The organism is Cohnella herbarum, assembly GCF_012849095.1.
Lineage (GTDB): Bacteria > Bacillota > Bacilli > Paenibacillales > Paenibacillaceae > Cohnella > Cohnella herbarum.
Genome location: NZ_CP051680.1, coordinates 2,804,655 through 2,819,729, shown reverse-complemented (window position 1 = coordinate 2,819,729; position 15,075 = coordinate 2,804,655). Strand labels below are relative to the sequence as shown.

13 protein-coding genes are annotated in these 15,075 nt (G+C 50.5%); 12 read left to right on the top strand and 1 reads right to left on the bottom strand.

What is annotated here, in order from left to right:
* The first annotated feature begins 212 nt into the window (after positions 1-212).
* From HH215_RS12600 to pstA (HH215_RS12585), 4 genes are all read left to right on the top strand, one after another.
* Positions 213-1,565: a stalk domain-containing protein gene (locus HH215_RS12600; protein WP_169280224.1), complete on the top strand. Its 1,353-nt coding sequence runs from the start codon at positions 213-215 to the stop codon at positions 1,563-1,565.
* Positions 1,566-1,615: 50 nt separating this feature from the next.
* On the top strand, positions 1,616-2,467 hold the full coding sequence (locus HH215_RS12595; protein ID WP_169280223.1) for a phosphate ABC transporter substrate-binding protein: 852 nt from the start codon (positions 1,616-1,618) through the stop codon (positions 2,465-2,467).
* A gap of 90 nt (positions 2,468-2,557) precedes the next feature.
* Positions 2,558-3,526, top strand: a complete 969-nt coding sequence (pstC, locus tag HH215_RS12590) for a phosphate ABC transporter permease subunit PstC (protein ID WP_169280222.1) — start codon at positions 2,558-2,560, stop codon at positions 3,524-3,526.
* Between the two features lie 26 nt (positions 3,527-3,552).
* Positions 3,553-4,419 carry a phosphate ABC transporter permease PstA gene (gene pstA / locus HH215_RS12585; RefSeq protein WP_169284365.1) on the top strand — a complete coding sequence of 289 codons (867 nt, stop codon included), beginning with the start codon at positions 3,553-3,555 and terminating at the stop codon, positions 4,417-4,419.
* 34 nt (positions 4,420-4,453) lie between these two features.
* Here the strand turns inward: pstA (HH215_RS12585) and HH215_RS12580 are convergent, their stop codons facing one another.
* Entirely contained in the window at positions 4,454-5,308 is an 855-nt protein-coding gene (locus tag HH215_RS12580) for a LysR family transcriptional regulator (protein WP_169280221.1), read from the bottom strand.
* Between the two features lie 204 nt (positions 5,309-5,512).
* Between HH215_RS12580 and HH215_RS12575 the strand changes: the two genes are divergently transcribed.
* The 8 genes from HH215_RS12575 to HH215_RS12540 all read left to right on the top strand — a co-directional run bounded on the left by HH215_RS12575 (position 5,513) and on the right by HH215_RS12540 (position 15,070).
* Entirely contained in the window at positions 5,513-6,412 is a 900-nt protein-coding gene (locus HH215_RS12575) for a phosphate ABC transporter substrate-binding protein (protein ID WP_169284364.1), read from the top strand.
* A 77-nt stretch (positions 6,413-6,489) separates the two neighbouring features.
* Positions 6,490-7,392 (top strand): phosphate ABC transporter permease subunit PstC, encoded by a 903-nt coding sequence (gene pstC, locus HH215_RS12570; RefSeq protein ID WP_169280220.1) that lies wholly within the window; start codon positions 6,490-6,492, stop codon positions 7,390-7,392.
* Entirely contained in the window at positions 7,389-8,276 is an 888-nt protein-coding gene (gene pstA, locus HH215_RS12565) for a phosphate ABC transporter permease PstA (protein ID WP_169280219.1), read from the top strand. The genes pstC (HH215_RS12570) and pstA (HH215_RS12565) overlap by 4 nt, the downstream gene beginning before the upstream one ends.
* A 12-nt stretch (positions 8,277-8,288) precedes the next feature.
* Positions 8,289-9,047: a phosphate ABC transporter ATP-binding protein PstB gene (gene pstB / locus HH215_RS12560; protein WP_169280218.1), complete on the top strand. Its 759-nt coding sequence runs from the start codon at positions 8,289-8,291 to the stop codon at positions 9,045-9,047.
* Between the two features lie 36 nt (positions 9,048-9,083).
* Positions 9,084-9,839: a phosphate ABC transporter ATP-binding protein PstB gene (gene pstB, locus HH215_RS12555; RefSeq protein ID WP_169280217.1), complete on the top strand. Its 756-nt coding sequence runs from the start codon at positions 9,084-9,086 to the stop codon at positions 9,837-9,839.
* Between the two features lie 24 nt (positions 9,840-9,863).
* Complete coding sequence (gene phoU / locus HH215_RS12550) at positions 9,864-10,523, top strand: phosphate signaling complex protein PhoU (protein WP_169284363.1); 660 nt, start codon at positions 9,864-9,866, stop codon at positions 10,521-10,523.
* A gap of 941 nt (positions 10,524-11,464) precedes the next feature.
* Positions 11,465-13,762, top strand: a complete 2,298-nt coding sequence (locus HH215_RS12545; RefSeq protein WP_169280216.1) for a GGDEF domain-containing protein — start codon at positions 11,465-11,467, stop codon at positions 13,760-13,762.
* Positions 13,763-13,840: 78 nt separating this feature from the next.
* Entirely contained in the window at positions 13,841-15,070 is a 1,230-nt protein-coding gene (locus HH215_RS12540; RefSeq protein ID WP_169280215.1) for an EAL domain-containing protein, read from the top strand.
* Positions 15,071-15,075 lie beyond the last annotated feature (5 nt).

Sequence of the window (15,075 nt, the reverse complement as noted above, 5' to 3'; positions counted from 1 at the left end):
CTGACTTTTTGAACTTCATTTGAAGCGGTAGTTCAAATATAATCTTAAATTTAACAATTAGAAAATAATTCCTGAACAGACGCTTTACAAAACGGGACTATACTCACATTAGCAAGTAGAATCTACCATAATCAGAAGGGTGATCAGAGTCGATGTTGCTAAAAAAAGCGTCTATTGTTTCTGTATTAGCGTTGGCAGTCGGAGTATCCGCCGTGGGTGCGGCATCAGCGGCAACCGCAACGAAAGCGACCGTAGTACAGGTTACAAATTCGGCTTATATCGTGAACGGAGTATCCGTTAACCTCAGTACGTTCTTCGAAAAGGGCAGAACGATGGTGTCCATTCGGGATCTTAGCTTGAAACTCGGCGCTAAGCTGCAAGTCGTCAACGGCGAAATTCAGGCGATCTTAAACGGTCACACGGTACTACTTAAGGCGAACAGCAACCTAATCAAGGTTGACGGCGTAGAGAAGCAACTGGAAGTTCCGGTTAAAAGCGTTAAAGGCACTACATATGTGGAGTTGAAAGCATACGTCGAAGCTTTAGGAGCCCAATTCGCCAAAGATCCGTCCGGCGCGATCTGGATCGATGCGGATTTGCTTGCTAACGTTGACCATATCGAATGGGTAGACTCTTCCAAATTCATTGCTTCGCAAGAGAACGAGACGGGACGTACGGATTACTTGGTCGATGCGCAATCCGGCAAATATCAGAGGCTGTTGATTTCTGCCGATGCATCCGATCTAGCGATTGCTCCGAATGGAACTAAAGCGGCCTACACGAACGCTAGCGGCGAAGTTTACGTCATTAACTTCGACTCTATCGCCCCTACTAAAGTCAGCGGAGACACGAGCATCAAGCCTGAATTGGTCTGGTCCGCGGACAGCGCGTCCATCTATTTCCTGCAAGGGGATAAGGGAAGCGTAATCGCCAAGCTGGATCCGACGATCAACAAAATCTCGAAGATCGTAGACGATAAAGTCGATTACAAAGCAAACCTGGCCGTATCCACGGACGGCAATACGTTTACTTACACGGTTACGAAACCGGGCGCGGTCGTAGCGGACAGCTCGAAACCGGTAGAGAGCGACGACGTTGCTATCGATATGAAAGGTACGGAGCCGCAAATTTTCTTGTATAAAGTCGATCCGGCTATTAAAGACAACAAGGCTGTGCAATTGACGACTTCCGCGGACGACAAAGTGTTCATTCAAGCTTCGCCGGATGCTTCAAGCGTAGCATTCGTAAACGTCGGCAGCGACGAGGCGGCGAAATCCGCGCTTGTATCGGTCGGCAGCGACAAGGCGGTAAAAACGTTGTTCAACGAGAAAGACGTTTATCAAGCGGTTCTTACCGACGGCAAATGGTATTTGCTGACGGAAGGAAGCGGAGCCAACAATTTCGTCTACGAAATCGATTCCGCAACCGGCACTTCCAAGCAGTTGTACACGCTGGACGAATCCGTAAGCGAGATCGTTGTAAAATCGGGCGCGCCGTTCGCGATTATTAACGAAGGCCGGGTGTTCCTGAACATCAACGGACTTTGGAAACCTACAACAAGATAATAGGCCATTCAATCAATTAACGTTCCGAGAATCGAGAGGAGAACTTAACCATGAAATTATTTAAATCCTTATCCGTCGCTGCGATGGCGATCGCTTTGATCACGTCGTCCGTATCCGTAGTCGGCGCTGCCAGCTCTTTGAAAGGCAAAATCGTAATCAACGGATCTTCCGCGCTTCTTCCTTTGACGCTTCAAGCGGCTAACGAGTTCAAAAAGCTGAATCCGAAAGTTAAAATCTCTGCTTCCGCGGCAGGTTCCATCACGGGACCGCAATCCGTGCGCAAAGGCATCGCGGATATCGGCGCAGTAGACTGGGATGCTTCCCAAGACGTTCCGGGCTTCAAAAAATTCGACGGTCAAGTGGCGCATAAAGTAGCCGTTATCCCGTTCGCCGCAGTCGTGAACAAGAACGTTAAAGTCGACAACTTGACTACGAAACAGCTTCAGGATATTTTCTCGGGCAAAGTGACGAACTGGAAAGACGTTGGCGGATCGGATGGCGATATTATCGTCGTTAACCGCGCATTCGGTTCCGGTACTCGCGTTAACTTCCAAATGAAAGCATTGGCAGGCTCCGAATTTCTGAGCAAAGGCAGCAACTACAAAGAAGTCAAATCGAGCGGAGACATGAAAACGGCCGTAGAAACGACTCCTAACGCGATCGGATACATGGATCTTGTATACGTAACGAGCAACATGAAAGCCGTTAAAATCAATGACGTTGCTCCATCCGAAGCTAACTTAGTTAACGGAACTTACAAAGTGTGGGGCTTCGGATATTACATGACGAAGGGCCAACCGGACGGTGCGACGAAGGCATTCATCGAATACATTCAAAGCAGCAAGTTCCAAAACGGTTCTCTGAAAAAGCTTAAATTTATCCCGATTTCCGCGATTAAGTAGTCAATAGCGTTCTAACAACCAAACATACGTAAGAAACCAGCATAGCGTCATCACGCGAAGCTGGTTTCTTCATGGGAGGATCAACCACTCATGCACTTGGAAACGTCCGCGCAAGGCCGGATTGCCGAGCGAAACCCGAATGAGCTCGGGGGCAGCATTAAAGCCGGTTCAGGCAAGTTATTCGATCGGAAGAACCGGTTGTTGTTCTATAACCGCACATTCAAAATCATCTGTATCGCAAGCGCGATATTCGTTTGTCTTGTCTTGTTCAGCATTCTGTTCTTCATGTTCCGGACCGGCGTACTGACTTTCCGGGACGTCTCGCCTCTTACGTTCTTCTTCTCGAGCGATTGGAGTCCGGAGAACGAAAGCTATGGCGCCTTCGTATTCATTTTCGGAACGTTCGCGCTAACGCTTCTAACCCTCTTGATCTCGGTCCCGTTATCGGTCGTCATCGCGGTGTTTTTAGCCGAAATCGCTCCTTCATGGCTGCGTAACTTATTGCGCCCCGTTCTGGATTTGTTAGTCGGAATCCCGTCGGTCGTATACGGTTTTCTAGGATTGACGATCTTGATTCCGCTTCTGAGGGACGTGACCGGCACGAACATGGGGGACGGCATTTTGGCGGCGGCGATCGTACTGACGATCATGGTATTGCCGACGATCAGCCGGATCAGCGACGATGCGATCAGCGTCGTGCCGCGGAAATACCGCGATGCTTCTTACGCGCTTGGCGCAACGAGATTCCAAACGATATTCAAGGTGACCATTCCGGCCGCCCGCAGCGGAATTATGTATGGCGTCATCTTAGGAATGGCTCGCGCGATCGGGGAGACGATGGCCGTCGTCATGGTTATCGGCAATACGCCGCAACTGGCGGACGCCCTGTTCAAGCCTACCTCTGTTCTGACGAGTAACATCGTTATGCAGATCGCCAACGTTCCGTTCGACTCGACTTGGAATAACGCTCTCTATATGATGGGCTTCCTATTGTTGGTTATCTCTCTCTTCATGATCGTCGTTGTGCGCTTGCTACAACGGAAAGGAGCCCACGAATGAAAACAGCTTCCACGGGGACGCGCGGGATGTTCAGCACCGGCAGAGGAATCAATGGCGTTAACAATCGGATATTCACCGTTTTCGTCTGGGGAGTATCGGCCTGTATCGTATTATTCATATGCGCATTGCTTTATCTGATCCTGCAAAAAGGGCTTCCGAGCCTGACATGGGACTTCATTACGGGATTGCCAAGCGAGATGGAAGAAGGCGGAGGGATTGGACCAGCGCTGTTCAATTCCTTCTACATGCTCTTCATTTCGTTGCTTATCGCGGTTCCGCTAGGAATGGCTGCTGGCATCTATTTGGCGGAGTTCGCGCCGAACAACAAACTGATCGGATTCGTGAGAATATGCGTCGAAGGATTGGCATCCGTTCCTTCTATTATATTCGGGTTATTCGGAATCGCTTTGTTCGTCGAAATGTTTCAGATCGGTCTTACGATTATCGGGGGAGCGATCAGCTTGGCTTTCCTTAACCTGCCGGTCATGACCCGGGTAACGGAGGAAGCGATCCGTGCCGTGCCGAAAGAAATGAAACAAGCTTCGTTCGCCTTGGGAGCCACTCATCTGCAGACGATCAGGCGCGTCCTCGTACCGACGGCGATCAGCGGAATCGTAACGGGAATATGTTTGGTCGCGGGTCGCGCTTTCGGAGAAAGCGCCGTAATTATCCTGACCGCGGGCGTGACGACATCCGGAGAAATGTGGGATTTCAATCTGCTCTCGCCGGGAGAGACGCTGGCCGTTCATCTGTGGTACGTGCAATCCGAGGCCATCGTGCCCGATGCGGTATCGATCTCGGATAAATCGGCAGCCGTGCTCGTGTTCATTATCCTTCTATTTAATATCGTGTTTCGTATCCCGCTGTGGATTAAAGATCGGAAAAACCGCTAAGTGCACTATAAGTGAGAGTTCAAAGAGTCAGGTTTTATTGAAATACCGAATCCACGAACCGCCTTACGAGGGTAGGGTTCCAGTAGTTCGGTCTCCAGGACGCGTACAAACTCCAAGGCGAGGATTGTCCCGGCAGATCGAGTACCGCTACCCTTTGGGCAGGATCCGGAAGCACGATTTCGGGCAAGATCGCCAATCCCATTCCGGCGCTGACCGCGCCGAGAATCAGTTCGATCGAATCGAACTTCGCTTTGACGTCTAACGACCAACTGAGCATCGCTCTCCATAAAGCAATATTTTCGTTTAAGCTGACTTCCGTGTGATCGATAAAGGCATACTTATAAAGATGATGTGCAGCGATTTCTTTAGATTGAAGCAAAGGATGTCCCAACGGCACGACCAGCTTAAGCGCGGAAGATTTCAATTTTTCCTCCATGAAGTCATCGTTTTCCCTGGAAGGCATACCGCAGAGGATCACATCAAGCATCTCGGCTTGCAATTGACGATTAAGCGTTTCTTCGTCGCCCGATTGAATGGAGATCAGAATATCGGATTGATTTTTGTAATGGAGCAACCAGCCCGAACGGGCCAGAGCGGTCAATGCGCAGTCCGTGCATCCAACCCGGAGAGCCGCTCTTTCATTATCCCGCCATTCGCCGATTTTAGATTCCGCTTCCGAATAGAGCTTGCTGATTTGAAAAGCGTAAGGCAACATCATCTTCCCTGCGTTGGTGAGATAGATACGACCGGCTTTGGCCTCGAACAATTTAACGCCCCACTCGGACTCCATTTTCTTCATATGAAAACTAATCGTCGGCTGCTTCATCTCAAGCGCATTGGCAACCGCGGTTACTTGTTTGAATCGATCCAGAAGGACCAGTATTTTCATTTTTAACAGACTGATGATAAAAACCCCGCTTTGTTTAACGCATTATTGAATTCGCCTATAATAATAACACTTACATAGATAAAATGTATTTATTTTTTTCACTTAGTTAACACAACGAAAACATCAGCCTAACGACAACCTTCTACAATATGAACTGTAAGCAAAAAAACACGAGAGTTGGAAGGGGTTCTACAAGAAATGAAGATGAAAAAGACGATGACGGTATTAATGGCATTGACTCTGACGGTAGCCCTGGCTGCATGCGGCCAAAATAATAAAGGAAACGGCAACGCAAGCAACGGCGGCGGAAGCGAAATCGAAGGCTCGTTCTTAGCATCCGGATCTTCGGCGCTACTGCCTCTCGTTGAACAAGTATCGAAGAAGTTCATGGAAACGAACAACAAGGTGTCCATTCAAGTTCAAGCCGGCGGAAGCGGCACGGGTTTGACGCAAGTTTCCGAAGGACAATCGGCTATCGGTAACTCCGACGTATTCGCGGAAGAGAAGCTGGACGCGGACAAAGCGGCCGAGCTAGTCGATCACCAAGTCGCGGTTGTCGGTATCGCGGCGGTCGTGAATAAAGAAGTAACGGTCGATAATCTTACGAAACAACAATTGGTCGATATTTTCACGGGTAAAGTCACGAACTGGAAAGACGTAGGCGGTAACGATCAAAACATTCAAATCATTAACCGTCCTTCTAGCTCCGGTACTCGCGCTACTTTCGAGAAATACGCGTTAGGCCAAAAATCGGAAGATCTGAAAGGTTCGATCCAAGAAGATTCCTCCGGTACGGTTAATAAACTTGTCGGCGAAACGCCAGGAGCGATCGGTTACTTGGCTCTGTCTTACCTGGATGATTCCATCAAAACAGTGAAATACGAAGGCGTCGAAGCAAGCGTGGATAACGTAGCGAACGGAACTTATCCAGTTTGGGCATACGAGCACATGTACACTAAAGGCGAACCGAACGCAGCGGTTAAAGCATTCCTCGATTACATGCTGAGCGATGAAGTTCAGAACGGCGACGTTGTCGAGCTTGGATACATCCCTGCAAGCAAAATGGAAGTTAAACGCGATGTAGAAGGCAACATCACGAAGTAATCCAGGTTCCATATCATGAGCCAATCAAGAGGCAGATTGTCTTTGCCTCTTGATTGGCTGTGTAAAGGGAGAGATTTATGGCTCAGTCGCTAGAACGGCAAAAAGCGAAACCGCATCTTGTTGAGGAATGGGTAGGCAAAGTTTACACATTGCTATGCATCGCGTTCCTGATTATCACGATTTTCTCCATCGTATATTTTGTTGCTTCTAAAGGTCTTAGTACGTTTTTCGTAAACCATGTTAACGTCATCGACCTGTTATCGGGGTTGAAATGGGTCCCGGAAGGCGAACCTGCACTGTTCGGAGCGCTCCCTTTTATCTTCGGATCATTCAGTACATCCATACTCGCAGCGCTTATCGCAGCGCCGCTCGGTTTCTGCGCGGCCGTGTTCATGGTAGAGATCGCGCCTAAATTCGGACGCCGGTACTTACAGCCCGTCATTGAACTATTGGCCGGCATTCCATCCGTCGTGTACGGTTTCGTCGGGTTGAGCGTGATCGTTCCGTTCTTCCGCAACGTGTTTCCCGGACAAGGAATCGGTATCGCGGCGGGAGCGATCGTGCTTTCCGTAATGATTCTACCCACGATTACGACAATAGCGACCGACGCGTTAGCCGCGCTGCCTAGGGGTCTTAAAGAAGGCTCGTTCGCGCTTGGGGCTACCCGTTGGCAAACCATATACCGTATTGTTCTTCCCACGACGTTGCCGGCATTGATGACGGGTATCGTGCTCGGCATCGCGCGCGCTTTCGGCGAGGCGCTTGCCGTACAGATGGTCATCGGAAACGCTCCGCATATCCCGCGTTCCCTGTTCGAATCGGCTTCTACGTTAACAAGCGCGATTACGCTTAGCATGGGGAATACGGCTATGGGAACGATCGCCAATAACGCCTTGTGGTCTTTGGCCTTGATCCTCATGCTAATGACATTCGTCTTCGTATTCATCGTGCGTTGGCTGGAGGGGAGATCGAAATTATGAGAGCAAAAACCGCGGACAAAATCGCGACAAGCGTCATTATAGCGGTAGCGGCCTTAATCGTTCTAGTATTAGCCGGGTTGCTCGGCTATATCCTCGTCAGGGGCTTAGGCCATATCAGCTTCGACTTTCTGACGTCGGCTCCGGAGACGATTCGTAAAGGCGGCGGAATCGGACCGCAACTGTTCAACTCCGTATTCTTGCTCGTCCTGACGATGCTGATCACGATCCCTATCGGACTCGGCGCGGGAATCTACATGAGCGAATACGCTCCCGCTAACCGGATTACGAACTTCATTCGTTTAATCGTGGAAGTGTTATCGTCCGTCCCTTCAATTATCGTCGGGTTGTTCGGGCTTCTCGTTCTGGTCAATTTATTCGGCTTCGGATTCTCCCTGTTCTCGGGCGCATTGGCATTAACCGTATTTAACTTGCCGCTCATGGTGCGTATTACCGAGCAAGGACTTAAAGGCGTTCCGCGCGAGCAGAAGGAAGCTAGCTTAGCCTTGGGCTTATCCAAGTGGAAAACGATCACGTCCGTTATGCTGCCGATTGCGCTTCCCGTGATTCTAACGGGAACGATTCTCGCGGCCGGAAGAGTGTTCGGCGAAGCCGCCGCCTTATTGTTCACCGCCGGCATGAGCTCTCCGCGACTCGACTTCACGGATTGGAATCCGTTCAGCCCGTTCTCTCCGCTGAATCCGTTCCGTCCGGCCGAGACGCTGGCCGTCCATATTTGGAAGATCAATTCCGAAGGCTTGGCACCCGATGCCGCCGAGATCGCGGCCGGAGCGTCCGCCGTACTCGTCATCACCGTTCTTATCTTCAACTTTGGCGCGAGATGGCTCGGACGTTATATGCACCGGAAATTTACCGCAATCAAATAAGGGGGTTATCGCGTGGAATCCATCGGATTGTCCGCTAAAGACTTGACCGTATCTTACGGCGATAGGCCTGCCGTCAAGAAAGTATCGCTCGATTTCTCCGCCAAGCAGGTAACCGCGCTAATCGGTCCGTCCGGCTGCGGGAAGTCGACCTTCTTGCGGAGCTTGAATCGAATGAACGACCTCATCGCGAATTGTACGGTAACGGGAGAAATATGGATCAGGGACCAGAACATCAACAGCCCGACGACCGACGTCGTATCGTTACGTCAGCGAATCGGCATGGTCTGGCAACGCCCGAATCCTTTTCATAAATCGATCTACGAGAACATTGCTTTCGGCCCCCGCTATCATGGAGTCAAGAAAAAAAGCGAGTTGGACGAGATCGTCGAACAATCGTTAAAGAAAGCCGCTTTATGGGAAGAAACCAAAGATCGGCTCCACAATTCCGCGTTGGCCTTATCAGGAGGACAGCAACAACGTCTATGCATCGCTCGTTCGATAGCGGTTAAACCCGATATCATTCTCATGGATGAGCCGGCGTCCGCGTTGGATCCCGTATCGACTTCGAAGATCGAAGAGCTGATCGCGGAACTGAAGCAGGATTATTGCATCGTCATCGTTACGCACAACATGCATCAAGCGGCTCGAGTTTCGGATAAAACGGCTTTTTTCCTAATGGGGGAAGTCGTGGAATACGATCTCACGCACAATATTTTCACCAATCCGCAGAAAACACAGACAAGCGACTACATCACCGGACGGTTTGGTTAATCGCAAGCATTCATTTCTGACAAGGGAGAATCGGCCATGAACTCCATCATCGAGATCAATGATTTGGACTTATTTTATGGAGAGTTTCACGCTTTGAAGCATGTCAACATGGAGATTCCCGAGAAAGCCATTACCGCCTTTATCGGTCCTTCCGGCTGCGGCAAATCAACGTTGCTTAGAACGTTTAACCGGATGAACGATATGATTTCCGGTACGCGGATCGAAGGAAAGGTCGCGATCGCGGGTACGGATATTTATTCGGACGAGGTAGACGTCGAGACGTTGCGCAAACGGGTGGGAATGGTGTTCCAGCAGCCGAATCCTTTTCCGAAATCGATTTACGACAATGTCGCTTACGGGCCTCGCTTGCACGGCATTTCGGATCGCAAGAAGCTGGACGAGATCGTCGAGACGAGCCTGCGCTCCGCCGCGCTCTGGAACGAAGTCAAGGATCATTTGAAACGTTCCGCTTACAGCATATCCGGCGGACAGCAGCAGCGTCTATGCATCGCCCGCGCGTTAGCGGTCGAACCGGACATTCTGCTCATGGACGAAGCGACTTCGGCGCTCGATCCGATCTCCACGCTGAAGATCGAGGAGTTGGCGCAAGAGCTCAAGGATCGTTACACGATCGTCATGGTTACGCACAACATGCATCAAGCGGCTCGCGTTTCGCAGCAAACCGTCTTCTTCCTGAACGGGGAAGTCGTCGAGTATTCGGAAACGGAGCGTTTGTTCTCCAATCCGACAGACCAACGTACGGAAGATTACATTAGTGGACGGTTCGGTTGATTCCGAGAGAGGATGGTTTGGATGATGGTTAAACGCCTGGAATTGGATCACGGCTTGGAAGATATGACGCAATTGCTCGTCGAGATGGGGAATCGCGTGGAAAGCGCCCTTATCGAATCTATGAACGCTTTGAAGAACGGCGACGTGGAAACCGCAAAGAAAATCGTGAAATCCGATTCCGAGCTTAATCAAATGGAAGAGAAGATCAGCGAGATCGGCGCGAAGCTCATCGCTACGCAGCAACCGGTAGCGAAGGATCTTCGCCGGATTCTGATCGCATTCAAGATATCGTCCGATCTGGAGAGAATGGGAGACTTGTCCGTCGACATCGCTAAGGTCGTTATCCGCCTGGACGGTCAAGAGCTGATTAAACCATTGCTTGATCTGCCGAGAATGGCGGAGCTTGTCGCGGTTATGATTCAAGAATCGTTGCAATCTTACGTAGACGAGAACGTCGACTTAGCCTACAAGAGCGCGAAGGACGACGATCAGGTCGACGCGCTGTATTCACAGATCATCCGCGAGCTGTTCTCGCTAATGGTCGAGAATCCGAAGACGGTCAGCCAAGCGATGTTGCTTAGCTTCGTCGGCCGCTATATCGAGCGGATCGCGGATCACGCCACGAACATCGCGGAGAGCGTCGTATACTTGATGACGGGCAAACGGCCGGATTTGAATCAATAAGTGAGTTAGGTTGGCGAGTGAGGAACGCCGCGTTTTCCCTGTTGGGGAGAGCGCGGTTTTTTGCAGTTCTAGTCGACGGATTAAGGCTACGGGTACTTCGCGGGCAGGGAAAAACAGCGGAGGGTGGATATAATTTGAACCCGTATCATGTGAATGTCGAAAAAATGCAGGGTGGTGTCGAAAAATGTAAATAAAATAGCTATTTATACTTACACTAATTTCCAAATTTGGTTCTATGCACTCCTGGCTTTGCAGACTATAGTTAAGATAGAAAAAAACGTTGGAGGGATCTTATGTTTAAGTCGAAGAGGATAAAGTTTTCAATGTTATCAGCAATACGCAATACTGTTTCTGTTTGTTCTATTTACTACAACTACAGTTGAAAAAGATGTTATTGCATCGACTGACGTTAATAACCACATGACTTCCTCAGACACATTATTTCAAGACATTGCAATTCAGTTACCTTTAACATCCGAGCAGCAGAAACAATTATTTTTTGAGAAAAAGTATAATGATAAAGTAATGAATTTGATAATCAAACATTTTGGTAGTTGGATGAATTAGAGGATTATGGATTTGCTAAGATTGATACATCAAATGGGTTTAAATATGTCTTTTCTTTTACACTTGAAAATAAAAAAGTGATTGATTTTATGGAAGATATTAAAATAAATATACCGTTGGAGATATTAGAATTCAGGAAAGTTACGAAGACGTATTCAGAACTTTCATTGTTACAACAACAAATAGATATGACTGCGACGGAGAATCGAAATCCGCGCAGTCTTTTATTTTCCTCTACGCGGCAGCGAGAGGTTTTTTTGTTGATTTTACTCTCCGTTAACATAAAGCGGCGTTTAAGATCACGATGCCGTGTTACGTTGGAGGAAATGAACGGATCTCACAATTCGGGAATCGTCGGTCGGAGGTAAATCATCATGAATGAGACCAACGGATGGTTAGACCAGAATATCTTGCGACGCTGGACGAACAAAGATGGGCTTCCGCATCATTGCGGTTTGTTTATCGTCCGGTACTACGGCGGACAAGAATCGGGGCCGGAAAGGAAAGACAATCCCTCTCCGCGCTTAGCGAACATTCTTCGCGCGATAGCTTTGCGGGTATCGAAGATCGAGGAGCAGGTGCGAGGGTGGACGTTGTCCGAGACCGGCTTCGTATTGGCCGTCTCTTTCATGGAAGACGGGGCGAACGAACGCGAAATCAGCGCCGGCAGATTGGCCTTCCTGATTCGCGATACGGCCCAGCGCGTATTGTTGGATTTCCGGTGTCCCGAGGCGAAGCAAGCGGGCGTTATCCGGTGCGGATTCGGTTGGGCGTTCGGAGGGGCCGACGCAACGTCCGAGCGGCCGCCGACGCACGCTGGGGACTGGGAGAACGCACTCCTCGGCGCTTACGAAGCCGCATGGCAAAAGATGTTTTTTTCACCCGTGCCGATGATTCGTTTTCCGCTTGCGGAAGCCTACGAGACTTTGACCGGACTTGAGTTCGAGGTCCGTTATTCCCCGATCGTCTCGCTGTCGGACGGTTCCTTATACGGATACGAGGCGGTTCCCGTCGATCCCGCGAAGGGAACGCGGATTGATCCGCAAGCCATCTACGCGCAAGCGGACCAAACGGGCAAGTTGTTCGAATGGGATCGCCGCTTCCGCGAGACGGCTATTCGCGGCTTGCCTTCCCGCAACGGCGACGTCAAGCTGTTCCTTCCGGTGCCGGCCAAAATCATTTTCGACCCGAGGCTTTACCCCGGAAGCACGCTTAGAAGAATCGAGGCGGCGAATTTGCGGCCCGAGCATGTCGTTCTCGTCATTATCGGAGGGGATAACGAATCGGCGGCAATGACGGAATCGGCCTTGAAACATTACCGCAATCAAGGGTTTCACATCGCGCTTTCCGGGATCGAACCCGGGCTTGAATCTTTGCGGCGGATGGCGGACATGCATCCGGATTATGCCCTGATGCACATCGGCTGGATGAGCGGTTCGGCGACGGACCCGGTGGAAGAGAGTTTGCTGCAAGCGTTGGTCGGCGTGGCCCGCAAGGAGCGGATCGTCTTTATCGCATGCGGTCCCGACCTGGAGAAGCACCTTCCAGGTCTAGTGGCCGGTGGAATGAACTACGCGCAAGTGAATTGGCTAAGGGACGGATCCGGCGAGAAGACGGCGAAACTTCTGTCTGCGCTTAAGGAGCGAATTCAGGCTGAAGTGAACAAGAAGTTCCTCGGCGCAACGGGCACGATGTCGGAGTTAATCAATCCGGTGAAGCAATTCGATCGGGATACGCCCGTGTCGGAAGTATCCAGGCATTTCGAACTGCATCGGGAAGCGCAAGGCATCGTTATCGCCGACGGGAGCGGCAAACCGGTCGGACTGGTCATGAAAGAGAAGCTTCTGCAGCTTCTGTCCGGTCAGTTCGGTCTGCCGCTCTATTGGAATCGCGCGGTCGGGAAAATCATGGATACCCACCCGATGGTCGTGGAGGATTCCATAACGGTTGACCAAGCTTCGCAAATGGCGATGGCCCGCGAGCCGGATAAGCTATACGACGCGGTAATCATTACCCGGGAAGGAATCGTTACCGGAATTACATCGATTCGTTCCATGCTGGAATGGATTTCGCAATCTAGAATGACAGCCGCGCAATGGGCGAATCCGCTTTCCGGATTGCCGGGTAACGAGCCCATTCGACGCGAGCTTATCCGTCGATTGGCGGACGGGCGGCCGTTTGCCGTGCTCTATGCGGATTTGGATTATTTTAAGTGGTACAACGATCAATATGGCTTCCAAAGAGGCGACGAAGTGATCCGGTTCACGGGAGAAACCTTAATCGAGGTCGTTAGCGCGCAATTGAATTGCGAGTGTTTCGTCGGACATATCGGCGGGGATGATTTTATCGTGATTTCAAGCGGTTCGGATTCCGTCGAGCTGGCAAACGAAGTTATTCGGAGGTTCGAGGAGGGAATCGGGACGTACACGGGAAAACACAAGGGACCCGTTCTCGACAGGGGAGGACATCCCGTAGAGGCCTCAGGGCTGTCGCTTTCTTTGTCCTTGTTGTTATGCCAATCCACGGGAGGTTGGACCCCGGAATCTTTGTCGGAGAGAGCGGCTTTGCTTAAGAAAAAGGCTAAACAGCTCCGAGGAAACACGCTCGTATGGGAAGCAATAGCGGATAATGTCGAAAATCGGCGTAAATCCGCGGATTTAACCGCTCATTAACATAATTTACGTATTGGCTTTACAAAACTTTGGTAAATTTAAAGTCCGAAGTTACTGCGGAAGATGGTGTTCTATACAATGGGGACTTCTTGGTTTGGCATGGAGCATGTAATCGAGCGAATCGAACATCATCGATCTATCGGAATGATCGGAATCGATTTGACGGAGTGGCATAACGGATTCTCGTCGGAATTCAGAGAGTCCGAGTTCAATTGGACGAACTGGCTCTCTATATCCATGGGCCGCAACGATCTTTGGTTCGGAGACGTGGTGGCGGGTCATCTATGGCTATATGCCGAAATTCCGGGTTCGCTAGGCGACGAAGAGAGCGATGCCTACTTAAGGGTGCTGGCTAAGCGAGTTAAGGAAGCCATTATTGCGCACAATGGACCTGCCGGCAACTCTACCGCTCAAGCCAACAGGCAACAAGATCGGGGGATCGGTTATTCCCTATTGCGCGATTGGGATCGAGTGCCGGCCAAGGACGTAATCTATCAAGGCGTGCTTCGCGCAACGGGACTGATCCGGGATTCCTTGATGGACCAAAGCGATTGGGAGCTGCGTATCGAACTGGATCGCTTGCTCTCGGAAAGCAGCATTCGCAGCGTATACCAACCGATTATGCGGCTTGGCGACGGTAGAGTATTCGGCTACGAAGCGTTAACGAGATGCCCGGAGGGCAGTTTGTTCGAAGGTCCGCTTGCCTTGTTCCAGTTCGCCGAGAAGCACAATATGGCCTTCGCGTTAGATAGATTGGCTAGGGAAAAGGCGATTCGGTATTGCCCGTCGTTAGGCGCGGTTCAGAAAATATTCATTAACGTGACGATGGGAATCATTAACGACCCGCATTTCGTATCCGGCCAAACCGTTCATTGGCTGAATGAACGAGGCTTGTTTCCCGGTCAAGTCGTATTCGAACTTACCGAACGCAGGTCGATCGACGACTTCGAAGCGGCGAAAAAAATATTAGGGCATTATCGGAGCCAAGGCTACGAGATCGCGATAGACGATGCGGGAGCGGGTTATTCTTCGCTGCAGTCGATCGTCGAGCTTAACCCCGATTACATTAAAGTAGATCGGTCGCTCGTGCGTATGGCGGATAAGGACGAAATGAAGAAACACATGCTTAGAACTTTCGTCAGGTTCGCCAAGAAGATGAACATCCGTACGGTCGCCGAAGGCATAGAGAGACCGGAGGAGCTTCGGCTCCTGCGAGCGATGGGATTCGATTTCGCGCAAGGTTATTTGTTAGGAAGGCCGAGCGAATTTCCGGCTACGGCCATGATGGGAGCTTTCCCCAAAGCTTAACGGCG